A 21,873-nucleotide genomic window follows, 5' to 3' on the forward strand; every position below is an offset into this window, starting at 1 on the left:
GGCGGCAGGCTTGGCAGACCACGCAGGGTGCCGAGCGGACGGCTGCTGACCGGCGCGCCATCGGGGTCGAGCGACGGGCCCTGCGGCGCGTTGCGCGATACCGGCGCCGAGTCGCCGTTGTCAGAACGGTCAGCCGGGGCCTTGGGGGTAATGATCGGCACGGCGCCATCGCCGGCCAGCGCGCCGCCCAGCTTGTCGGCCAAGCCGGCGATCTGCTGCCCAAGCATGCGATCGACTGCCGGTGCGATCTGATCCATGCGATAGCGCATGTAACCACCCACGACATATTCGATGAGAATGCGCGTACCGCGATCACCCGCCTTCAGCGTGATCGTCATGGAGCCGAGCACGGCCTCGCTTTGCAATGGCCCCAGCGCGCCGGTCATGCGCAGCGCGCGCCCCGGCTCGACATAGACAACGCGCATGTGCTGGACGCCTCCAGCCAGGGCCCCTGCCCCGCCTTGCTTGCTCGCCGGCAGTTTTTCACAGAAACAGCCGCCCGGCACCGGATCGAGCGTCAGGTTCGCCGCTTCCCCGGAAAAAGTGTGCTCGCTCGACCACCAGGTCGCCGGCTTGACCAGTGTGCGCCAGGCCTCGGGTGTAGAAGCGCCAACGTCAACCGTCTGGCGAATGACAAAGCCGTTGTCGTCGCGCGCAACGATCTCGGCATGGGCGGGCACGGCCAAAGCCGCGTTGCCCGCCACGGCGGCGAAAAGCAGCCCCGCGACCCTGCTTGAAAGCCGTGATCGCACTAGGCACACTCCTTTTCGCCGCAACGTTTCCAGGCTTCCCACGATAGTCGGAAAGCCTGGGTGCTTTAAGCCAGAATCGCCTCGATCGAGGCGGTCACGGCATCCATGTCCGCCATGCCGTCCACGCGCGCCACGATGCCGCGCGCTTCATAGATCGGCAGGATCGGTGCAGTCTTGGCGCGATACTCGGCCATGCGCGTGCGCACGGTTTCCTCGTTATCGTCAGGACGGCGCTTGAACTCGTGGCCACCGCACTTGTCGCACGTGCCGGCAACCTTGGGCTGCTCGAACGTGTCATGATAACCCTTGCCACAGGTGGCGCAGGTGTAGCGGCCAGTAATCCGCTCGACCAAGGCGTCTTCGTTCACGTCCAGCTCTATCACGTGATCCAGCTTGCGGCCACGGCTGGCCAGGATCGCATCGAGCGATTCGGCCTGGGCAGCAGTGCGCGGATAACCATCGAAGATAGCCCCGGTGCCGGCGCCCATGGCGTCAAGCTCATCACCGATCAGCGCCGAGACGATCTCGTCAGAGACCAGCTGGCCCGCTTCCATCACGGCCTTGGCCTTGAGGCCAACTGGCGTGCCGGCCTTGACGGCGGCGCGCAGCATGTCGCCGGTGGAAAGCTGCTTGAGGCCATGACGTTCGACCAGGCGTTGGGCCTGGGTGCCCTTGCCGGCGCCCGGCGGGCCGAGAAGAATGATATTCACTTTGGCAGTCCCCCTCTTCGACACCTGCGCGATCAGCGCAGTCGGCCCTTCAGCTTGGCCTTTTTGATCAGGTCGCCATACTGGTGCGCCAGCAGGTGCGACTGGATCTGGGTGATCGTATCAACCGTGACGTTGACCACAATCAGCAAGCTGGTGCCACCGAAGAACAGCGTGCCCATCCCTGTCTCGGACATGATCCATTCCGGGATGACGCACACGAACGTGATATAGGCGGCGCCCAGCACGGTGATGCGCGTCAGCACATAATCGAGATACTTCTCGGTGTTCTTGCCGGGGCGGATGCCGGGGATGAAGCCACCATTGCGCTTGAGGTTTTCGGCCGTTTCTTCCGGGTTGAACACCACGGCGGTGTAGAAAAAGCTGAAGAACACGATGCCCAGGGCATAGAGCAGCATATACAGCGGCTTGCCGTGGCCCAGGTACTGGTTGAGGCCGATGATGATCTTGCCCGAGGTCGTATCGGGCGAGATCGACTTGCCGGCGAACTGGGTAATGGTCAGCGGCAGCAGCAGCAGCGAGCTGGCAAAGATCGGTGGGATCACGCCGGCGGTGTTGAGCTTGAGCGGCAGGTGGCTGCGATCGGCGGCCATCATGCCGCGCTGCGTGGCGCGCTTGGGATACTGGATCAGCAAGCGGCGCGTGGCGCGCTCGAAGAAGCAGATCAGCACGACGACGCCGAGGATCAGCGCAATCACGCCCGCAATCACGAAGCCATTGAGCTGACCCGAACGACCCTGTTCGAACAGGTTGCCGACGAACTTCGGCATCTGCGCGACGATACCGGCCATGATGATCAGCGAGGTGCCATTGCCGATGCCGCGCGCGGTGATTTGCTCACCCAGCCACAGCAGGAACATGGTGCCACCGATCAGGCTGATCACAGCGGTAACGCGGAACAGGAAGCCGGGCAGCACAACCGCCTGGATCCCGCTCGACGCGCCATAGGCTTCAAGCCCGGTAGCGATGGCATAGCCCTGCACCGCGGTAAGGAACACGGCGCCATAGCGGGTGTACTGGTTGAGCTTCTTGCGGCCGCTTTCGCCTTCCTTCTTGAGGGCGGCGAGCGCGGGGTGAAGCGAGGCGGCCAGCTGCACCACGATCGAGGCCGTGATGTAGGGCATCACGCCCAGCGCGATGAGGCTCATGCGCTGGAGCGAACCGCCTGAAAAGGCGTTGAAGATATCCAGGATCCCGCCGCGCGTCTGGTTGTAGAGCGTTTCGAGGATCAGCGGGTTCACGCCGGGCAACGGCACGAAGCTCAAGAAGCGGAACACGATCAGCGCACCGACCGTGAACCAGATGCGGTTCTTCAGTTCGGTCGCCTTCGAGAAGTTCGACAGGTTGAGATTGCTGGCGATGTTATCGGCGCGGGATGCCATGGTCGGGTATCAAGCCTTGCTGTGGCCCGCTCCGGCCGACGCCTGATCCCGAAACTCGCTTCGGATGTGTCAGGCCCCGCCCGGCGGGCTGCGCGTCAATATGGTGCGTTCAATACTGTACGGGCCATATAGGACGGGCGCAGGGATGCAATAACCCCCGCGCCCGTTTTACGCGATAATTAAAAGGTCTCAGGCTTCGGCGGCAGCCTTGGCCACGGTCACTTCAACCGCGCCACCCAGCTTTTCCACCGCGGCCACGGCACCCTTGGAGGCGCCTGCAACCTTGAAGCTGACCTTGGTGGTCAGTTCGCCCTTGGCGAGCAGGCGCACGCCGTGCTTGCCACCACGGGCCAGGCCAGCAGCCTTGAGCGCCGCGTGATCGACCACGCCCGACACGTCGAGCTTGCCAGCGTCGATGAACTTCTGGATCATGCCCAGGTTCACCTCGGCATAGTCCTTGGCGAAGATGTTGTTGAAGCCGCGCTTCGGGATGCGCATGTGCAGCGGCATCTGGCCGCCTTCGAACCCGTTGATCGAAACGCCCGAACGCGCCTTGGCACCCTTCTGGCCGCGGCCAGCGGTCTTGCCCTTGCCCGAGCCGATGCCACGGCCCACGCGCATGCGGCCCTTGCGGGCGCCGCCATTGTCGGAAATCTGGTTAAGCTTCATGAGATGCACTCGCTTTCGCTTTGAGTCGCGCTGATAGGAAGAGGCGCCCTTAGTGGGTTGAGGCCAGCTTGTCACCCCCTGAGGGCGACTCTTGATCGGATTGCAGCTCGCTAGCGCTTGCGCCCTTCGACAGGCTCAGGGCGAACGAGGTGGGAATTTGGTGCAACTGCCGTTCGGGCTGAGCTTGTCGAAGCCCCTTCCCCCGGAACGCCAAACGAAAAGCCCCGCGCACCAGGTGATGCGCGGGGCTTTTCTGAAAGCTCTGCTCAGAGGGCTATGGTCAGTCGACCACGGCCACCATGTGCGGCAGCTTGGCAATGGCGCCACGGGTTTCAGCGGTATCTTCCACTTCAACCACACGGTTCATCTTGCCCAGGCCCAGGCCGATCAGAATCTTCTTCTGATGTTCCGGGCGACGAATCGGCGAACCGATCTGCTTGATCTTGATCGTAGCCATGACCGATTACTCCGCGATGGCTTCGGCAGCGGCTTCGGCTTCGACCTGCGAAGCACCACCACGACCGAGCAGATCAGCGACCTTCTTGCCGCGACGCTGGGCAACAGACTTCGGCGAAGTCTGGTCCTGCAGCGCGTCGAAGGTGGCGCGGATCATGTTGTACGGGTTCGAAGTGCCGACCGACTTGGTCACCACGTCGTGCACACCCAGGCTTTCGAAGACGGCGCGCATCGGGCCGCCCGCGATGATGCCCGTACCGGCCGGGGCCGAACGCACATTGACCTTGCCCGCACCGAAACGGCCCTTGCCGTCGTGGTGAAGGGTGCGGCCTTCCTTGAGCGGAACGCGAACCATCTTCTTCTTGGCAGAAGCGGTGGCCTTGGTGATGGCTTCCGGCACTTCACGGGCCTTGCCATGGCCGAAGCCAACGCGACCCTTGCCATCGCCCACCACGACCAGAGCTGCAAAGCCGAAGCGCTTGCCGCCCTTCACGGTCTTGGAGACGCGGTTGATGTGAACGAGCTTTTCGATCAGCTCTTCACCTTGGTCCTCGTCATTGTTGTTGCGGCCACGACGGTCATCGCGACGGCCACGGCCGCCACGTTCACCGCGTTCGCCACGCTCGCCGCCACGGCCACGACCGCGACCGCGACCTTCGCGCTGCTCGCCACCGGTCTGTTCGACGGGGGCAGCGGCATCGCCCTGCAGGTTGGTTTCGTCAGCCATGATCAGAACTCCAGGCCGCCTTCACGGGCAGCATCAGCCAGCGCCTTGACGCGGCCATGGAACAGGTAACCGCCACGGTCGAAGACGACGGTGGTGACACCGGCTTCCTTGGCCCGTTCGGCGATCTGCTTGCCCACCAGGACAGCAGCGTCGACATTGGCGCCGATCGACTTCTCGCCCTTCACCAGCGACGAAGCGGCGGCCAGGGTACGGCCGGCAGCATCGTCGATGATCTGCGCGTAGATGTGACGGCCCGTACGATGCACGGAGAGACGCGGACGACCGCCAGCACGTGCCTTGAGGGCAGTGCGGACGCGGCGACGGCGGCGATCGAAGAGAGACAGCTTGGCCATTACTTCTTCTTCCCTTCCTTGCGGAAGATGAACTCGCCACGGTACTTGATACCCTTGCCCTTGTAGGGTTCGGGCTTGCGCCAGCGGCGAATTTCGGCCGCAACCTGGCCGACCTTCTGCTTGTCGATACCCGAGATTTCGACCGTGGTGTTATCCGGGGTCTTGATCTCGATGCCTTCCGGCACGGTGAAATCGACGTCGTGGCTGTAGCCGAGCTGCAACTTCAGGTTCTTGCCCTGAGAATTGGCACGGTAGCCGACGCCGGTGATCAGAAGGACCTTGGTATAGCCTTCGGTCACGCCGGTAACGAGGTTGGAAACGAGCGTGCGCTGCATGCCCCAGAACGCGCGAGCGCGCTTGGTATCGTTGGCAGGCTGCACCGAGATCGCACCGTCTTCGACGGCATAGTTGATCTCGTCGACGAGCGAGAGCGTGAGGGTACCCTTGGGGCCCTTCACGGTCAGCACGCCGTTCGCGATGTCAGCGGTGACGCCACTCGGGATCGCCACCGGCCTTTTGCCGATGCGGCTCATCAGAACACCTCCGCCAGCACTTCGCCACCGACGTTGGCAGCACGTGCTTCGGCATCCGAAAGCACGCCCTTCGGCGTCGAGACGATGGTGATGCCCAGGCCATTGCGCACAACCGGGAGTTCCTTGGAACCCGAGTAGACGCGTCGGCCAGGCTTGGAGACGCGGGCCACATGCTTGATCGCAGGCTGGCCTTCGAAGTACTTCAGCTCGATGCGCAGCTGCGGGTGAACGCCAGTGGCGTCTTCGCTGAAGCCACGGATATAGCCTTCGCGCTGGAGAACTTCGAGAACGTGTGCACGCAGCTTGGAAGCGGGCGAGAGGACCGAGTCCTTCTTCGCCTGCTGGCCATTGCGGATGCGGGTGAGCATGTCACCCAGGGGGTCGGTCAATGCCATCGTAGAGGCTCCTTACCAGCTCGACTTCGTCACGCCGGGGATGAGCCCCTTGTTGGCGAGATCGCGCAGTTCGATGCGGCAGAGACCGAACTTGCGGTAGTAGCCACGCGGGCGGCCGGTGGTGTTGCAACGGTTGCGGACACGCGTGGGATTCGCGTTACGCGGCAGCTCGGCCATCTTCAGACGGGCAATGAGGCGCTCGGTTTCTTCGAGCGATTCATCGTCGGCCTGGGCCTTGAGCGCGGCGTACTTGGCCGCAAACTTTTCAACGAGCTTCTTACGACGCTCGTTCTTGTTGATCGAACTCAGTTTCGCCATGGACTTAAGCTCTTTCCTATGACTGGCTTCAGGCGGCCTGCGCCTGTTCGGCGGCTTCCTGCGGGAACGGGAAACCGAACAGGCGAAGCAGTTCACGTGCCTCGTCGTCGGTCTTGGCGGTGGTGGTCACGATGATGTCGAGACCGCGCACCTTGTCGATCTGATCGTAGCTGATCTCAGGGAAAATGATCTGTTCCTTGAGACCCATCGCATAGTTGCCACGGCCGTCGAACGACTTCGGGTTCAGGCCCCGGAAGTCGCGGATGCGGGGCATCGCGATGGTGATCAGGCGGTCAAGGAATTCGTACATGCGTTCACGGCGCAGGGTGACCTTGCAACCGATCGGCATGCCTTCGCGCAGCTTGAACTGCGCGATCGACTTCTTGGCCTTGGTGATCACCGGCTTCTGGCCAGCGATCAGTTCCATTTCGGCTGCAGCGGTCTGGACCTTCTTCTTGTCCTGGCTCGCTTCGCCGACGCCCATGTTCAGCGTGATCTTGTCGATCCGCGGAATTTCCATGTCGTTCTTGTAGCCGAACTTCGCCTTCATCGCGGCTGCGATTTCAGCGTCGTACTTGCCCTTGAGGCGCGGAGTGTACTTGTCAGCCATCGATGGCCTCCCCGGACTTGACGGCCACGCGAACCTTCTTGCCATCGCGGGTTTCGAAGCGGACGCGGGTGGGCTTGCCATCCTTGTCGGCCACGGCAACCTTCGAGATGTGCATCGGTGCTTCAAAGCGATCGATGCCACCCTGCGGGTTCTGCTGGCTGGGCTTGCGGTGACGGGCAGCGACGTTCACGCCGGCCACGATGACCTTGTCTTCCTTGGGAAGAACCTGGAGGACGGTGCCGGTACGGCCCTTGTCCTTGCCCGTGCGAACGACGACGTTATCGCCCTTCTTGATCTTGGCGGCAGCCATTACAGCACCTCCGGAGCAAGAGAGATGATCTTCATGAAGCCCTTGCCGCGCAGTTCGCGCACCACGGGGCCGAAGATACGGGTGCCGATGGGCTCTTCGTTCTTGCCGACGAGCACAGCAGCGTTGCCGTCGAAGCGGATCACGCTGCCATCGGGACGACGAACGTCCTTCTTGGTGCGCACGATAACCGCGCGATGGACGTCGCCCTTCTTGACACGGGCGCGGGGCTGCGCCTCCTTCACCGACACCACGATGATGTCGCCGACGCTTGCGGTACGACGCTTAGACCCGCCCAGCACCTTGATGCACTGGACGCGCTTCGCGCCGCTGTTGTCCGCGACGTCGAGATTGGATTGCATCTGGATCATTGATCCGGTTCCTTCTCACTGGCTTGCCGGAACCAGTCCGGCAGTTCCAAAAACGTGACGCTCCCTAAGACCGAGAACGGACGTTTTGTCAAACGTCCGCTTCGATCGCGGCGGTCTTCCCAGCCAGAACCCGGTCGATAACCTTCCAGGTCTTGAGCTTGGAGTACGGCGAGGTCTCTTCGATCCGCACCGTCTCGCCGGTCTTGAAGGCATTCGCCTCATCGTGGGCGTGATACTTCTTCGAGCGACGGATGATCTTCCCGTACAGCGGGTGCTTCACCTTGCGCTCGACCTTCACGACCACGGTCTTGTCGGTCTTGTCGGAAACCACGGTCCCGATCAGGATACGCTTGGGCATCGTGTGTCTCCTTAAGCCTTGGCAGTGCGAGCACGCTCGCCCTGCAAGGTCTTGATCCGCGCGATGTCGCGGCGCACTTCCTTGATGCGCGCCGGACGCTCCAGCTGGCTGGTCGCCGCCTGGAAGCGCAGGTTGAACTGTTCGCGCTTCAGCTCGGCGAGGTCAGCAGTAAGCTGGTCGTCGCTCTTGACGCGGAGGTCTTCGAACTTAGCCATCATTCCTACTCCTTACTCGCCACCAAGGTGCGAGGTATCGCCGAGGCGAGCCACAACCTTGGTCTTGATCGGCAGCTTCATCGCAGCGCGGCTGAAAGCTTCGGCGGCCAGGGGGCCGGCGACGCCGTCGAGCTCGAACAGGATCTTGCCGGGCTTCACGCGGGCAGCCCAGTATTCCACCGAACCCTTGCCCTTACCCTGACGGACTTCTGCCGGCTTCTTGGTCACCGGAAGGTCAGGGAAGATGCGGATCCAGAGACGGCCCTGGCGCTTGATGTGGCGGGTGATCGCGCGGCGAGCCGCTTCGATCTGACGAGCGGTGACCCGCTCCGGTTCCATGGCCTTGAGGCCATAGGAGCCGAAGTTGAGGTCGGTGCCGCCCTTGGCGTTGCCGTGGAGACGGCCCTTGAACGCCTTGCGGAACTTGGTCTTCTTGGGTTGCAGCATGGTGCTAGCCTATCCTCAAGCCTCAGCGCGCCGGACGGACGCCAGAGGTCTGTGCCTCAAGCATCAGGCGGTCCTGCGCCAGCGGGTCATGACCCAGGATCTCGCCCTTGAAGATCCAGGTCTTGATGCCGATCACGCCGTAGGCGGTGTGGGCTTCGGCTTCGGCGTAGTCGATGTGCGCGCGCAGGGTGTGCAGCGGAACGCGACCTTCACGGTACCATTCGACGCGGGCGATTTCCGCCCCGCCGAGACGGCCACCGCAGGTGATCTTGATGCCTTCGGCACCAAGACGCAGCGCGGACTGAACAGCGCGCTTCATCGCACGGCGGAACGCCACGCGACGGACGAGCTGGTCGGCAATGCCCTGGGCAACGAGCTTGGCATCGATTTCCGGCTTGCGGATTTCAACGATGTTCAGCTTCACGTCGCTGTTGGTCAGCTTGGCAAGCTTGGCGCGGAGCTTTTCAATGTCCGCGCCCTTCTTGCCGATGATCACACCCGGACGGGCCGCGTAGATCGAGATGCGGCACAGCTTGGCCGGACGCTCGATCACCACCTTCGAGATCGCTGCCTGCGGCAGGCTCTCGACGATGAACTTGCGGATCTGAAGGTCTTCCTTCAGCAGCTGCTGGTAGTTGCGCCCTTCGGCGTACCAGCGGCTGTCCCAGGTGCGGTTGATCTGCAGACGCAGACCGATGGGGTTCGACTTGTGACCCATGGCTCAGGCCTCCTCGACTTCACGGACGACGATCCGAAGGCGCGAGAACGGCTTCAGGATGCGGGTCGACTTGCCACGACCACGGGTGTGGAAGCGCTTCATCGTGATCGACTTGCCAACCGAGGCTTCCGCCACGACGAGCGCGTCGACGTCCAGGTTGTGGTTGTTTTCCGCGTTGGCGATCGCCGAAGCGAGCACCTTGCGGGCGTCAACCGCCATGGCCTTCTTCGAGAAGGACAGGACATTGAGGGCGTCTTCAGCCTTCATGCCGCGGATCAGGGCAGCAACCAGGTTGAGCTTCTGGGCCGAACCACGAATGTTCGTGTTCACGGCCAGAGCTTCCTTGTCACCGACCCGGCGGGGAGCAGCAGACTTGCTCATCAGCGCTTACCCTTCTTGTCAGCGGCGTGGCCGGGGAAGTTGCGCGTGGGCGCAAATTCACCAAGCTTGTGGCCGACCATCTCTTCGCTCACGGAGACGGGGATGAACTTCTGCCCGTTGTAGACGTTGAACGTCAGACCAACGAACTGCGGGATGATGGTCGAACGACGCGACCAGGTCTTGATGGGGCCAGCGCGGCTGCCAGCATCCTGGGCCACTTCGGCCTTCTTCAGGAGGTGCAGGTCGACGAAGGGGCCCTTCCAGACGGAACGTGCCATGGGGTCTTACCTCTTCTTCTTCGCGTGGCGCGAACGAATGATGAACTTGTCCGTCTTCTTGTTGTGACGGGTGCGGGCGCCCTTGGTCGGCTTGCCCCACGGAGTGACCGGATGACGGCCACCCGAGGTGCGGCCTTCACCACCACCGTGCGGGTGGTCGACCGGGTTCTTTGCCACACCGCGCGTCAACGGACGACGGCCAAGCCAGCGGTTACGACCGGCCTTGGCAAGATTCTGGTTCGAGTTGTCGGGGTTCGACACGGCGCCGACGGTGCCCATGCAGTCGCCACGCAGGTAGCGCTGCTCGCCCGAGTTCAGGCGAACGATCACCATGCCGCGGTCACGACCGACGAGCTGGACGTAGGTACCGGCCGAGCGGGCGATCTGACCGCCCTTGCCCGGCTTCATTTCCACGTTGTGGATGATGGTACCAACCGGCATCTGCGACAGGAGCATCGCATTGCCAGGCTTCACGTCGGTCTTCTCACCGGCAACCACCACGTCGCCCACGGCCAGGCGCTGCGGCGCCAGGATGTAGGCCTGCTCACCGTCTTCGTACGTGACGAGGGCGATGAACGCGGTGCGGTTGGGATCGTATTCCAGACGCTCGACAGTGGCCGGCATGTCCCACTTACGACGCTTGAAGTCGATGAAGCGGTACTTCTGCTTGTGACCGCCCGCGATACCGCGGCTGGTCACGTGGCCCTTGTTGTTGCGGCCGCCGGTCTTGCTCTTGCCTTCGGTCAAAGCCTTGACAGGCTTGCCCTTCCACAGAGCCGACTTGTCGACGAGGACCAGGCCGCGGCGTGCGGGGCTGGTCGGGTTATAGCTCTTGAGTGCCATGGTCTATGCCTTCGCCTCAGATACCGCTGGTGACGTCGATCGACTGGCCCGCGGCCAGGGTCACGACGGCCTTCTTGACGTCGGTGCGCTTGTAGGGCTTGCCCTTCCAGCGCTTGGTCTTCCCCTTCTGGGTCAGCGTGTTCACCTTGGTGACCGTGACATTGAAGAGAGCTTCCACCGCCGCCTTGATCTCCGGCTTGGTCGCCTTTTCGGCAACCTTGAAGACCACGGCATTGTTTTCGCTCAGCAGCGTCGCCTTTTCGGTGATGTGGGGAGCCACGATCACGTCATAGTGACGCGTGTCGATTGCGTCCTTAGCCATTGAAACGCGCCTCCAGCTTCTCGACCGCGGCGCGCGTCAGCACCAGCGTATCATGCTTCAGGATGTCGTAGACGTTGGCGCCGATGGCGGGGAGCACGTTGACGCCGACGATGTTGCGGGCAGCGCGGGCAAAGCCCTCGTTGACCTGCTCACCATCCACGACGAGCACCTTCTTGCCGAAGCCGGCCTTGGCCAGCGTACCGGCCAGCGCCTTGGTCTTGGCATCGGTCAGTTCCAGGCTGTCGATCACGACCAGGCCGTTCTGGGCCTTGGACGAGAGCGCCATCTTGAGACCGAGAGCGCGCACCTTCTTGTTCAGCGAAACGCTGAAGTCACGAACGCGCGGACCATGGGCCTTGCCACCGCCGATGAAGATCGGAGCCTTGCGGTCGCCGTGACGAGCGGTACCACCACCCTTCTGACGGCCGAACTTCTTGCCGGTGCGGGCAACGTCCGAACGCTCGCGAGCGCCACGGGCCGTGCCACGACGGTTTTCCAGCTGCCAGGTCACAACGCGGTGCAGGATGTCGGCGCGCGGTTCGAGACCGAACACGTCATCTGCGAGTTCCACGTCGCCGGCGGCCGAACCGTCCAGATTGAGGACTTGAACCTTCACGACTTAGCCCTCCTGGCCATCGGCGGCTTCGGGAGCGGCCTGTTCGTTGGTGTTGGCGGCCTTGAGACCGGCGGGATAAGGCGCCTGCGCGTGGCGATCGACCTTGACCGCGTCACGAACGAGCAGCCAGCCGTTCTTCGCGCCAGGGACCGAGCCCTTGACGAAGATCAGGCCGCGCGCATCGTCGGTGCGAACGATTTCGAGGTTCTGCTGGGTGCGCTGACGGTCGCCCATGTGGCCGGCCATCTTCTTGTTCTTGAAGACGCGACCCGGATCCTGGCGGTTACCGGTCGAACCGTGGGCACGGTGCGAGATCGACACGCCGTGCGTGGCGCGCATACCGCCGAAGCCCCAACGCTTCATGGCGCCGGCAAAGCCCTTGCCCTGGGTGTGGCCGGTGATGTCCACGTACTGGCCAGCAACGAAGTGCGAAGCGGCGATGCTGGCACCGACATCGAGCAGCGCGTCATCAGCGACGCGGAACTCGGCGACCTGCATCTTCAGCGGCACTTCTGCCTTGGCGAAGTGCTCGCGCTGCGGCTTGGCAACGTTCTTCTGCTTGGCTTCGCCAGCACCCAGCTGAAGCGCGACGTAACCGTCACGTTCGGCAGTGCGGACCGAAACCACCTGGCAATCTTCAAGCGAAAGGACGGTGACCGGCACGTGCCGACCATCTTCCTGGAACAGGCGGGTCATACCCACCTTCTTCGCGATCACGCCGGTGCGCATGATCTCATACTCCTCACAGAGGCCTTCGAGGGCCCATCCCCCAAAGGCGTGTTCAGCCCGTATAAGAAGCATGCCCCGTCCGGGCTGAGTGCCCCTGCCTGAACAGGAGCGAACGGGGGACGCTTTCCCGACCCTTGGCGCCGCGCCCGAAGGCAGCGGCAGGAGGCCGGAGGTATCCCTTTTGTCGCGGCAGAACGAATTTTCCGCCAAGCCAGCCTCAGGGCCGGAAGAGATGATGGATCACAAGTGACCCAAAACTGGAAACCGATGAGGCTCGGTCAAGCCGCCCTGCCCGCCACGCATGTGGGGGCGGGGCCAGGGCGCTGGCATCAGGCCAGCTTGATCTCGACGTTCACGCCGGCAGCGAGGTCCAGCTTCATCAGCGCGTCGACAGTGGCAGCGTTGGGCTGCACGATGTCAAGCAGGCGCTTGTAGGTGCGGACTTCAAACTGTTCGCGCGACTTCTTGTCAATGTGCGGACCGCGGTTGACGCAGAACTTCTCGATGCGGGTCGGCAGCGGAATGGGACCACGAATCAGGGCGCCGGTGCGGCGGGCGGTGTCCGCGATTTCACCAGTGGCCTGGTCCAGTACGCGATGATCGAAGGCCTTAAGGCGAATGCGGATGTTCTGGGCTTCCATGTCCGTTTACCGATGCGAAAGAGCGAAAACAAAAACCAGCCGCCCTACCCTCTGATCCCCTCCCGATGGATGGGGAGAAAGCGGGGCGACTGATCAAAAAGACCGTCCGGCGGGAGAGCGAATCTCCCGCCGGTCCGGCGCCTATATTACTTCGTGATCTTGCTGACAACCCCCGAACCGACGGTCCGGCCGCCTTCGCGAATGGCGAAGCGAAGACCTTCGTCCATGGCGATCGGAGCGATCAGCTTGACCGACAGGGTGAGGTTGTCGCCCGGCATCACCATTTCGGTGCCTTCGGGGAGAACCACTTCACCGGTGACGTCGGTGGTGCGGAAGTAGAACTGCGGGCGGTAGTTGGCGAAGAACGGCGTGTGACGGCCACCTTCGTCCTTCGACAGCACGTAGACTTCGGCGGCGAATTCGGTGTGCGGCGTCACCGAACCCGGCTTGGCGAGAACCTGGCCACGCTCGACTTCTTCACGCTTGATGCCACGGATCAGGGCGCCAACGTTGTCGCCAGCTTCACCCTGGTCGAGCAGCTTGCGGAACATTTCCACGCCGGTGACGGTGGTCTTCTGGGTGTCCTTGAGGCCGATGATTTCGACTTCTTCACCCACCTTGACGATGCCGGTTTCGATACGGCCGGTCACCACGGTGCCGCGACCCGAGATCGAGAACACGTCTTCGACGGGCATCAGGAAGGGCTTGTCGGTCGGACGCGGCGGCTGCGGGATGTAGCTGTCGACAGCGGCCATCAGCTCGGTGATCGAGTTCTTGCCGATGTTGTCGTCGCGACCTTCGAGAGCGGCCAGAGCCGAACCCTTGACGATCGGAATATCGTCGCCCGGGAAGTCGTACGACGAGAGCAGTTCACGAACTTCCAGTTCGACGAGTTCGAGGATTTCCTCGTCGTCAACCTGGTCGACCTTGTTCATGTACACGACCAGAGCCGGCACGCCGACCTGGCGGGCGAGCAGGATGTGCTCGCGGGTCTGCGGCATCGGGCCGTCAGCAGCGTTCACGACCAGGATCGCGCCGTCCATCTGGGCGGCACCGGTGATCATGTTCTTCACATAGTCAGCGTGACCCGGGCAGTCGACGTGCGCGTAGTGACGGTTGGCAGTTTCATACTCGACGTGTGCAGTCGAGATGGTGATGCCGCGTTCGCGCTCTTCAGGAGCCTTGTCGATGTTCGCGTAGTCCGTGAACGTCGCGCCGCCGGTTTCGGCGAGGACCTTGGTGATCGCTGCGGTCAGCGTGGTCTTGCCATGGTCAACGTGACCGATGGTGCCGATGTTGCAGTGCGGCTTGTTCCGCTCAAACTTAGCCTTGGCCATTGTTCAAACCTTCTATTCGCTTGTCTGTGAATTCTGCGGGGTACGGCACCCGACGGAATCAGGCGCCGCCCCTAGCCTGATCAGAGTGATCAGGCAAGCTTCTCCTTGACCTCAGCCGCGACATTCGCCGGAACTTCGTCATAGTGAGAGAACTGCATGGTGTACTGCGCGCGACCCTGCGTGAAAGAACGCAGCTGGTTCACGTAGCCGAACATGTTCGCGAGCGGCACCATGGCGTCGACGACCTGGGCGTTGCCCCGGCTGTCGGTACCCTGGATCTGGCCACGACGCGAGTTCAAGTCGCCGATCACGTCACCCATGAATTCCTCAGGGGTCACGACCTCGACGCTCATGATCGGCTCGAGCAGCTTGATGCCCGACTTCTGGGCCGCTTCACGCATGGCACCGCGACCGGCGATTTCGAAGGCCAGAGCCGACGAGTCGACGTCGTGGTATGCACCGTCGTAGAGCAAGATTTCGAAGTCGATGATCGGGAAGCCAACCAGCGAACCGGTGGCTGCCGTTTCGCGCATGCCCTTTTCAATCGCGGGGATATATTCCTTGGGAATATTACCGCCCTTGATTTCATCCTTGAAGATGATGCCCGAACCGCGTTCGCCCGGCGTGATCTTGACCTTCACGCGGCCGAACTGACCGGTACCACCCGACTGCTTCTTGTGCGTGTAGTCGAGGTCCACCGGCTTGGCGAGGTATTCGCGGTAGGCCACCTGGGGCGCGCCCACGTTGGCTTCCACCTTGAATTCGCGACGCATGCGATCGACGATGATGTCGAGGTGCAGTTCGCCCATGCCCTTGATGATCGTCTGGCCCGATTCGTGATCGGTCGAGACGCGGAACGAGGGATCTTCGGCAGACAGGCGATTGAGCGCGATGCCCATCTTTTCCTGGTCGGCCTTGGTCTTGGGCTCCACCGACAGTTCGATAACCGGCTCGGGGAATTCCATGCGTTCGAGCACGATCGGCGCGCGTTCGGCGCAGAGCGTGTCGCCCGTGGTGGTTTCCTTCATGCCGGCCAGCGCGATGATGTCGCCAGCGAACGCTTCGTCGACGTCCTTACGGTCGTTGGCATGCATTTCGAGCATGCGGCCGACCTTTTCCTTCTTCTGCTTCACCGAGTTCAGGTAGGTGCCCTTGGTGAGCGTACCCGAATAGATGCGGATGAAGGTGAGCGAGCCGACGAACGGGTCGTTCATGACCTTGAACGCCAGAGCCGAGAACGGCGCGTCGTCCTTGGGCGGACGGCTGTCCTTCTCGTCGCTGTCGACCTTGACGCCCTGGACGTCTTCAATGTCGAGCGGCGAAGGCAGGTAGTCGACCACGGCGTCGAGCAGGGGCTGCACGCCCTTGTTCTTGAACGCCGAGCCGCAGCACACCGGCACGAACGAGTGGTTCAGCGTGCCCTTGCGGATCAGCTTCTTGAGCGTTTCGGCGTCGGGCTCGTTGCCTTCGAGATAGGCTTCCATCGCCTCGTCGTCCTGTTCGACGGCGAGTTCGATCAGTTCCGAACGGTAGATCGCGGCTTCGTCAGCCAGGTCAGCCGGGATTTCTTCGTAGAAGAATTCGGCGCCGAGCGATTCGTCCTTCCAGATGATCGCGCGGTTATTGACCAGGTCGACCAGGCCCTTCAGATCGGCTTCGAGACCGATCGGAATGTAGAGCACGGCAGGCTTGGCACCGAGGCGGTCGATGATCGACTGCACGCAGTACTTGAAGTTGGCGCCGGTGCGGTCGAGCTTGTTGATGAAGCACATGCGCGGCACGCCGTACTTGTCGGCCTGGCGCCACACGGTTTCCGACTGCGGCTCAACGCCGGCAACGCCGTCGAAGCACGCAACCGCACCGTCGAGCACGCGCAGCGAACGTTCGACTTCGATGGTGAAGTCGACGTGGCCGGGGGTGTCGATGATGTTGATGCGGTGGTCGTTCCAGAAGCAGGTCGTCGCGGCCGACGTGATCGTGATGCCGCGTTCCTGTTCCTGTTCCATCCAGTCCATCGTCGCAGCGCCGTCGTGCACTTCGCCGATCTTGTAGGACTTGCCGGTGTAGTAAAGGATGCGCTCGGTCGTCGTCGTCTTGCCGGCGTCGATGTGCGCCATGATACCGATGTTGCGGTAACGCTCGAGCGGATGGCTGCGGGCCATGGTGTGTTCCTTGGGTTCGGGAAGGGCCGGATTGCTCCAGCCCACCCCATATGGTTACTGCTGTGACCGTTTGAAGACGGCCACGTGACCAGTTTTTCGGAAGCTTACCAGCGGTAGTGGCTGAACGCGCGGTTGGCGTCGGCCATGCGGTGGGTGTCTTCGCGCTTCTTCACGGCGTTGCCACGGTTGTTGGCGGCATCCAGCAGTTCAGCCGACAGGCGGGCCGACATGGTGGTTTCCGAACGGTTGCGGGCGGCCGTGATCAGCCAGCGAATCGCCAGGGCCTGGGCGCGCTCGGGGCGCACTTCCACGGGAACCTGGTAGGTGGCACCACCAACGCGGCGCGAACGCACTTCGATGTGCGGCTTCACGTTGTTCAGCGCATCGTGGAACAGCTGAACCGGGTCAGCCTTGGCACGGGTCTGCATGGTGTCGAGAGCGCCATAGACGATGCTTTCGGCAACCGACTTCTTACCATCGAGCATGAGGTTGTTCATGAACTTCGACAGAACCTGATCACCGAACTTCGGATCGGGCAGGATGACCCGCTTTTCCGGACGACGACGACGTGACATGTTGAATTCCTTCTGATCGGGCCAGCTTCAAGGCCAGCCGCTCATTCCGGCAAGGCAGCCTGGCGGAGCATCACCTGCCCCCACCAGCCGCGCTTGCGGCCACCATTACTTCGGACGCTTGGCGCCGTACTTCGAACGGCTCTGCTTGCGGTCCTTGACGCCCTGCGTGTCGAGCACGCCGCGCAGCACGTGGTAGCGCACGCCGGGAAGGTCGCGCACACGGCCGCCGCGGATCAGCACCACGGAGTGTTCCTGCAGGTTGTGGCCTTCGCCGGGAATGTACGAAATGACTTCGCGGCTGTTGGTCAGACGGATCTTGGCGACCTTGCGGAGAGCCGAGTTCGGCTTCTTCGGGGTGGTCGTGTAGACGCGGGTGCAAACGCCGCGCTTCTGCGGGTTCTGCTCCATCGCAGGGACCTTGCTCTTGGCCTTCTGCGGGACGCGACCCTTGCGGATCAGCTGGTTGATCGTAGGCATGAAGTACTCTTCACCTTGGTTATGGCAACGCCGGAACAGGTGAAGGAAAGACGCCTCATGCAATGGGTCGGCACTGCGCAGCACGAGGCCGCAGCGCATGACGCATCGAATGAGCCGAAAACACTCCACCCAGGCCAACGGCACCGGGTTACTTTGACGGCTGGCATCCCGGCAGGCGCCCTTGCCGATTCGGCAAGATCCAACCCAAAGGGAAAAGGGCCACCCATGGCGGATTACCGCCACTTGCAGCCCCATGCGCACCGGCAATGTTCAGCTCTTTAACTGGCCGGCAGCACGCAAATGCATACCGGAACGAGTGCGCCCCTACGCCAAAGGGCCGATCCGGTCAAGGCAGGCGCCACGACGCAATTACTACCAGCGCGGTTGAGATTTCACTTTGTCACGACGAGGCATGTGATACCATCACCCTTGCAACGCCCGCCCCACGCGCTTGGAGCGCGCAGGCGTTGCCCGGCAGGCACAATCAGGCCGCCGGTACATGGCTGAGAGGAGAAACGCATGGCTTACGTCGATCAGACTGCCCGTCGTCCTTCGCTGCGCATCGGCCTTGCGGTCGGCCTGCTCCATCTGGGGGTGGGCGCCGCACTCCTCACCACGTTCGCGGGCGGCGCGATTACGGCGGTGATCCACCACACCTTACAGGGGAACAACTGGACCTATGTGCCACCCCCGCCGCCGAAACCAGCCCCAACGCCCGAGCGCAAGCCACCGCCAACCGCGCCCACGCATATCGACACCACGCCGCCGGTCATCGACAAGCTGGCCCCGGCCAATCCGCTGCCCCAAATTGGCCCGAGTACGCTGCCGCAGATCGACGACGGACCCGTGGTGATCCGGCCAACCGAGCCGTTCTTCCCGCCGCCGCCCGAACCGCAGCCCCAGGCCACCCCACAGCGCGCCACACCCAAGGGCAATCCCGGCGACTGGGTCACGCGCAACGATTATCCTGGCCAGGCGGTGCGCGAGGGCTGGACCGGCGTAACCCGGTTTCGGCTAACGATCGGCCGCGACGGGCGCGTCGCCGATTGCGCGATCACCGCCAGCAGCGGGCACGATCTGCTGGACGCTACGGCCTGCGCACGCATCGCCAGCCGTGCGCGGTTCGCCGTCGCTACCGATGCTAGTGGTGCGGCCACCACGGGCATCTACCTCGGCTCGATCCGCTGGGAGCTGGATGAATAGAGCCTAGCGCTGAGACAGCAAAGCCCGGCTGCAAGCAGCCGGGCTTTGCTACACGCCTGCCAGACATCAGCCTGGCCTTCAGTCAGCAGTCATTTCAAAGGAAAAGGCCGGCGCCGGGCGTGGCTGGTCAGTTGCGAGCGTGGACTGCGCGACTGCACCCATCGCTGCCTGCCAGTTGAGCATAAGATCGGTCATCGCCGCCAGGCCGCGCGCGGTCAGGCACACGAACGTGCGCCGGCCATCGCGACCATCGTCCTCGCGCTCCACCAGGCCGCGCGCTTCCAGGATGCGCAGCCAGCGCAGCGCCGTGGTGGGCGGAACGTTGGCGCCGATACAGGCGCTGGTCGTGGGCACGCGGCGCGCCTCTGCCGCGGCGATGAACAGGTCGAGCAGGATATCCCAGGTTGGCTCGCCAAACAGGTCTGCCGCCAGGAAACGTTCGCGCCGCCGCCGCGCGGCATAGACTTCGCGAGCCATCGCCAGCGCTGGCGCCGGGATGGCCGGGCGCGGCACACCGGCAGTGGGTGCTGCTGCCATGATCTGCTCGTTTCGAAAGGTCATGCCCTGCACTCCATCACTTCGGCGCGCGGCGGCTCGCATCGATCGCACCGTCATGCCGCCCTCCCCGCTGGAGTCAGCATGGCTGCAGCGATCAGGTCAGCCGCCAGCCATGATAGTCGCCCAGCCGGCGCGCGCGGTGCATGTGCGCGGCCGTGCCAAAGATCAGCAACAGCAGTTGCAACGAGAAGGGAACCTGCGTCATCACCCAGTACGCCTTGCGCACCATGGCCAGTTCCCACAACTTGGCGGCGTGGCCGAGCACGACCAGCGCCTGCGCCGCGCTGACGGCCAATGGCCAGGCGCGGTTGGCGCGCAAGGCCACCCACAGCAGGACGATGAACGCCCAAAGATCGATCACCAGGTGACCGGGATTGACCGCAAACCATGCGGGATCTCCGAAGATTGCGTGGTTGGCAACGTCGAGCGCGAATGTCGCGAGCAGGATCGCCGCCACCGACTGTTCAGGTTCGCCGCCCTTGCGGGCGGCGAACAGAACGGCGCAGGCCAGGAGAATGCGAGGTAGCCAGAGCGAGAGCATCGGCCGTCACATCCTCCATACCCATGCCGGAGACAAGGTCAGGCTGCGTGCGCCAGGGGCGCCATCACCCCACCGGACGCATCGGCCGGATCGACCAGCGTCGCGGTCTTGGGGCATTCGTCATTGCCGCCCATGGTTTCGGCCGCAATGGCACTGAGCCGGCCGTGCACGCGCGCCAATTCGCCACCCGCATCGACCATCGCCTGCTGGCTCTTGAGCAGGCGCATCAGCGCATCCTGCCCGAGGAACGGCGGCAGCCCCGCCTCGCGCCGCGCAGACACCATCGAAGACAGCAGGTTGGCCTGGCGGATCAACGCCTCGTCCAGCGCCGCTTCCGCCTCGTGCAGATCGCGGGTTACGCGCAGTTGCGCCACCGCCGGCGTCATCGCGCCAGCCACTGCGGCCCGAACCGTATTGTTGTGCTTGGTATTGGTCATCGTCATCTGCCTCCACACGACACCACCGGTGCCGTCCCCATGTTGATGCGGAGGAGATCCGACAGGTTAACGATCCACGATCCTGGACAACTGCGAGAACATCGTCAGCCCACCCAGGACGGTGAGGATCAGGACCATCGCGATAAGGGCCATTGCCCCCAGTCGCATCAGCGTCCCGTAAGGTCCGTCGAACATCTCCGGAAGGACACGATGATACCCTTGGTCCATGGTGGCGGACGCTTGCGTGGTGGGATGATCCCCATCATCGCCACCTTCGTCTACCGGGGCTTCGGGCTCGTCTTGTCCTTCGCTGTCCTTGTGCGTCGGAATGATGACCTTGGCGACATCCTGCGAACCATATACGGGTTTTACGGATACCCTGGCAGACCCGGTTTCTTCCAGCAAAAGCCTATATGCCTGAGCCACTTCGCTACGCGAGGTGACGCCCAGCTTGCCCCGTGCCAGCAGAATGCGCTGATCGACCGTATAGGGCGAGATACCCAGTATCCGGGATATCTCCTTCGAGGTCTTGTGCTGGATCAGAAGGTTCAGCACCTCACGCTGCTTGGCCGTCAACGCATCAAGCGGCGAGGAAGAGGAAGGCGATCCGGTCATGACTTGCCTCCCATCCTATCCGCAGCGCCAACTGCATGCCAGCCCGCATCCCACAGGATGCGAATCAGCGCCGCGTCAGGTCGGTGCCCCGTATCGGTATTCATGAACCGGCAAGCATGGTCGATGGCATAGCCCCCTGTAACAATGGTTAACGTAAAAGCCCACCCGCCGGGAGCGCAATCCGATTGCATATCCGCACAGGGCGCCACATATCTTTTCCCATAGGGAGGCCGCAGGCTTGGAGATCCGTCACATGTATGCGCGGCGCAGCGGCAAGGTATTGGCGTTGTGCCGGCTGACGATGGCCGCGATGTTCATGGCGGGTATCGTGTTCTCTCCCGATGTGGCGCTGCGCAATCCCGGCATCACCCGGATACTGGCTGGTGGCTATGTCTTCTGGGTCATCGTCCTCGCCTGCGCGGCCTGGACGGATTGGTGGTATGATTGCCGCCTGGCCCCGGCCGCGCAGGTGATCGATTTCGTGGCATTTGCCGGCGCGATCTATTTTACCGAGCGCCCGCAAGGCGTGCTGACCGGGCCGTTTCTGGTGTTCGGCACGTTTCTGCTGCTGGTTGCCCTGGTGCGCTGGGGCACGATCGGCGTGGCGACGACCGGCATGGGCCTGTTCTTTGCCGCGATCGTGCCGGCCGGGATGCTGACGCTTGGCGGGGCCGCCCCCGATCCGCTGCGCTTCGTGCGTGGGCTGATCTGCATGGTCGTGGTGTCGATGCTGATGCTGTGGCTGGCCAGCCGCCAGCGCGGGCGGCGCGTGGTGACTCTGCCCGAACCAGCCGGCCCGCCCGGCGCGCGCCGCAACCG

33 protein-coding genes and 1 pseudogene are annotated in these 21,873 nt (G+C 63.1%); 2 read left to right on the forward strand and 32 right to left on the reverse strand.

Annotated elements, in window-relative coordinates; genetic code table 11:
* From H926_RS25405 to rpsL, 28 genes and pseudogenes are all read right to left on the reverse strand, one after another.
* A pseudogene (locus tag H926_RS25405) lies at positions 1–680 on the reverse strand (SRPBCC domain-containing protein); the annotation flags it as partial.
* 137 nt (positions 681–817) lie between these two features.
* On the reverse strand, positions 818–1,462 hold the full coding sequence (locus H926_RS0103310; RefSeq protein WP_022675042.1) for an adenylate kinase: 645 nt from the start codon (positions 1,460–1,462) through the stop codon (positions 818–820).
* 32 nt (positions 1,463–1,494) lie between these two features.
* A complete protein-coding gene (gene secY, locus H926_RS0103315; protein ID WP_022675043.1) occupies positions 1,495–2,862 on the reverse strand; it encodes a preprotein translocase subunit SecY in 1,368 nt (455 codons plus the stop codon).
* 189 nt (positions 2,863–3,051) lie between these two features.
* A complete protein-coding gene (gene rplO, locus H926_RS0103320) occupies positions 3,052–3,531 on the reverse strand; it encodes a 50S ribosomal protein L15 (protein ID WP_022675044.1) in 480 nt (159 codons plus the stop codon).
* A gap of 280 nt (positions 3,532–3,811) precedes the next feature.
* On the reverse strand, positions 3,812–3,988 hold the full coding sequence (gene rpmD / locus H926_RS0103325; protein ID WP_022675045.1) for a 50S ribosomal protein L30: 177 nt from the start codon (positions 3,986–3,988) through the stop codon (positions 3,812–3,814).
* Positions 3,989–3,994: 6 nt separating this feature from the next.
* Positions 3,995–4,714 (reverse strand): 30S ribosomal protein S5, encoded by a 720-nt coding sequence (gene rpsE, locus H926_RS0103330; protein WP_022675046.1) that lies wholly within the window; start codon positions 4,712–4,714, stop codon positions 3,995–3,997.
* Positions 4,715–4,716: 2 nt separating this feature from the next.
* Complete coding sequence (gene rplR / locus H926_RS0103335) at positions 4,717–5,067, reverse strand: 50S ribosomal protein L18 (protein WP_022675047.1); 351 nt, start codon at positions 5,065–5,067, stop codon at positions 4,717–4,719.
* Complete coding sequence (rplF, locus tag H926_RS0103340; protein WP_022675048.1) at positions 5,067–5,600, reverse strand: 50S ribosomal protein L6; 534 nt, start codon at positions 5,598–5,600, stop codon at positions 5,067–5,069. The genes rplR and rplF overlap by 1 nt, the downstream gene beginning before the upstream one ends.
* Complete coding sequence (gene rpsH / locus H926_RS0103345) at positions 5,600–5,995, reverse strand: 30S ribosomal protein S8 (RefSeq protein ID WP_022675049.1); 396 nt, start codon at positions 5,993–5,995, stop codon at positions 5,600–5,602. The genes rplF and rpsH overlap by 1 nt, the downstream gene beginning before the upstream one ends.
* Before the next feature lie 12 nt (positions 5,996–6,007).
* On the reverse strand, positions 6,008–6,313 hold the full coding sequence (gene rpsN, locus H926_RS0103350; protein WP_022675050.1) for a 30S ribosomal protein S14: 306 nt from the start codon (positions 6,311–6,313) through the stop codon (positions 6,008–6,010).
* A gap of 28 nt (positions 6,314–6,341) precedes the next feature.
* Positions 6,342–6,923, reverse strand: coding sequence for a 50S ribosomal protein L5 (rplE, locus tag H926_RS0103355; RefSeq protein WP_022675051.1), 582 nt, complete (start codon positions 6,921–6,923; stop codon positions 6,342–6,344).
* Positions 6,916–7,233, reverse strand: coding sequence for a 50S ribosomal protein L24 (gene rplX, locus H926_RS0103360; protein ID WP_022675052.1), 318 nt, complete (start codon positions 7,231–7,233; stop codon positions 6,916–6,918). The genes rplE and rplX overlap by 8 nt, the downstream gene beginning before the upstream one ends.
* On the reverse strand, positions 7,233–7,601 hold the full coding sequence (rplN, locus tag H926_RS0103365) for a 50S ribosomal protein L14 (protein WP_022675053.1): 369 nt from the start codon (positions 7,599–7,601) through the stop codon (positions 7,233–7,235). Before rplN ends, rplX begins: the two co-directional genes overlap by 1 nt.
* A gap of 88 nt (positions 7,602–7,689) precedes the next feature.
* On the reverse strand, positions 7,690–7,959 hold the full coding sequence (gene rpsQ, locus H926_RS0103370) for a 30S ribosomal protein S17 (protein ID WP_022675054.1): 270 nt from the start codon (positions 7,957–7,959) through the stop codon (positions 7,690–7,692).
* Between the two features lie 11 nt (positions 7,960–7,970).
* On the reverse strand, positions 7,971–8,177 hold the full coding sequence (gene rpmC / locus H926_RS0103375) for a 50S ribosomal protein L29 (RefSeq protein ID WP_022675055.1): 207 nt from the start codon (positions 8,175–8,177) through the stop codon (positions 7,971–7,973).
* Between the two features lie 9 nt (positions 8,178–8,186).
* Positions 8,187–8,621, reverse strand: a complete 435-nt coding sequence (gene rplP, locus H926_RS0103380; RefSeq protein ID WP_022675056.1) for a 50S ribosomal protein L16 — start codon at positions 8,619–8,621, stop codon at positions 8,187–8,189.
* Positions 8,622–8,643: 22 nt separating this feature from the next.
* Entirely contained in the window at positions 8,644–9,339 is a 696-nt protein-coding gene (rpsC, locus tag H926_RS0103385; protein ID WP_022675057.1) for a 30S ribosomal protein S3, read from the reverse strand.
* Positions 9,340–9,342: 3 nt separating this feature from the next.
* Entirely contained in the window at positions 9,343–9,720 is a 378-nt protein-coding gene (rplV, locus tag H926_RS0103390) for a 50S ribosomal protein L22 (RefSeq protein WP_022675058.1), read from the reverse strand.
* Entirely contained in the window at positions 9,720–9,998 is a 279-nt protein-coding gene (gene rpsS / locus H926_RS0103395; protein WP_022675059.1) for a 30S ribosomal protein S19, read from the reverse strand. Before rpsS ends, rplV begins: the two co-directional genes overlap by 1 nt.
* A 6-nt stretch (positions 9,999–10,004) precedes the next feature.
* The gene (gene rplB / locus H926_RS0103400) at positions 10,005–10,841 is read right to left on the reverse strand and encodes a 50S ribosomal protein L2 (protein WP_022675060.1); all 837 of its coding nucleotides are present in this window, start codon (positions 10,839–10,841) and stop codon (positions 10,005–10,007) included.
* A 16-nt stretch (positions 10,842–10,857) separates the two neighbouring features.
* Positions 10,858–11,163 carry a 50S ribosomal protein L23 gene (locus tag H926_RS0103405; protein ID WP_022675061.1) on the reverse strand — a complete coding sequence of 102 codons (306 nt, stop codon included), beginning with the start codon at positions 11,161–11,163 and terminating at the stop codon, positions 10,858–10,860.
* The gene (rplD, locus tag H926_RS0103410; RefSeq protein WP_022675062.1) at positions 11,156–11,779 is read right to left on the reverse strand and encodes a 50S ribosomal protein L4; all 624 of its coding nucleotides are present in this window, start codon (positions 11,777–11,779) and stop codon (positions 11,156–11,158) included. Before rplD ends, H926_RS0103405 begins: the two co-directional genes overlap by 8 nt.
* A gap of 3 nt (positions 11,780–11,782) precedes the next feature.
* Positions 11,783–12,508: a 50S ribosomal protein L3 gene (gene rplC, locus H926_RS0103415; protein WP_022675063.1), complete on the reverse strand. Its 726-nt coding sequence runs from the start codon at positions 12,506–12,508 to the stop codon at positions 11,783–11,785.
* Positions 12,509–12,837: 329 nt separating this feature from the next.
* On the reverse strand, positions 12,838–13,149 hold the full coding sequence (gene rpsJ, locus H926_RS0103420) for a 30S ribosomal protein S10 (RefSeq protein ID WP_011444906.1): 312 nt from the start codon (positions 13,147–13,149) through the stop codon (positions 12,838–12,840).
* Between the two features lie 146 nt (positions 13,150–13,295).
* Complete coding sequence (gene tuf, locus H926_RS0103425) at positions 13,296–14,486, reverse strand: elongation factor Tu (RefSeq protein WP_022675064.1); 1,191 nt, start codon at positions 14,484–14,486, stop codon at positions 13,296–13,298.
* An 89-nt stretch (positions 14,487–14,575) separates the two neighbouring features.
* On the reverse strand, positions 14,576–16,648 hold the full coding sequence (gene fusA / locus H926_RS0103430; RefSeq protein ID WP_028657518.1) for an elongation factor G: 2,073 nt from the start codon (positions 16,646–16,648) through the stop codon (positions 14,576–14,578).
* A gap of 104 nt (positions 16,649–16,752) precedes the next feature.
* Positions 16,753–17,223, reverse strand: a complete 471-nt coding sequence (gene rpsG, locus H926_RS0103435) for a 30S ribosomal protein S7 (protein ID WP_022675066.1) — start codon at positions 17,221–17,223, stop codon at positions 16,753–16,755.
* Between the two features lie 105 nt (positions 17,224–17,328).
* Positions 17,329–17,700, reverse strand: a complete 372-nt coding sequence (gene rpsL, locus H926_RS0103440; RefSeq protein ID WP_022675067.1) for a 30S ribosomal protein S12 — start codon at positions 17,698–17,700, stop codon at positions 17,329–17,331.
* A 519-nt stretch (positions 17,701–18,219) separates the two neighbouring features.
* Here rpsL and H926_RS0103445 point away from each other — a divergent pair.
* Positions 18,220–18,903, forward strand: coding sequence for an energy transducer TonB (locus tag H926_RS0103445; protein WP_022675068.1), 684 nt, complete (start codon positions 18,220–18,222; stop codon positions 18,901–18,903).
* Between the two features lie 78 nt (positions 18,904–18,981).
* Here H926_RS0103445 and H926_RS31485 read toward each other — a convergent pair whose 3' ends face one another.
* The 4 genes from H926_RS31485 to H926_RS35460 form a co-directional block, all read right to left on the reverse strand.
* The gene (locus tag H926_RS31485) at positions 18,982–19,464 is read right to left on the reverse strand and encodes a MarR family winged helix-turn-helix transcriptional regulator (RefSeq protein ID WP_233250899.1); all 483 of its coding nucleotides are present in this window, start codon (positions 19,462–19,464) and stop codon (positions 18,982–18,984) included.
* A 91-nt stretch (positions 19,465–19,555) separates the two neighbouring features.
* Positions 19,556–20,002, reverse strand: coding sequence for a hypothetical protein (locus H926_RS0103455; protein WP_022675070.1), 447 nt, complete (start codon positions 20,000–20,002; stop codon positions 19,556–19,558).
* A gap of 38 nt (positions 20,003–20,040) precedes the next feature.
* Positions 20,041–20,439, reverse strand: a complete 399-nt coding sequence (locus H926_RS0103460) for a hypothetical protein (protein ID WP_231627512.1) — start codon at positions 20,437–20,439, stop codon at positions 20,041–20,043.
* A 66-nt stretch (positions 20,440–20,505) separates the two neighbouring features.
* Positions 20,506–21,054: a helix-turn-helix transcriptional regulator gene (locus H926_RS35460; protein WP_022675072.1), complete on the reverse strand. Its 549-nt coding sequence runs from the start codon at positions 21,052–21,054 to the stop codon at positions 20,506–20,508.
* Positions 21,055–21,292: 238 nt separating this feature from the next.
* On the opposite strand from H926_RS35460, the gene H926_RS0103470 reads away from it, so the two are divergent.
* Positions 21,293–21,873, forward strand: a 581-nt coding sequence (locus tag H926_RS0103470) for a hypothetical protein (RefSeq protein ID WP_148291619.1), incomplete at its 3' end; no start/stop codon positions are given.

It is taken from the genome of Novosphingobium sp. B-7 (assembly GCF_000410615.1).
Taxonomy (GTDB): Bacteria; Pseudomonadota; Alphaproteobacteria; order Sphingomonadales; family Sphingomonadaceae; genus Novosphingobium; species Novosphingobium capsulatum.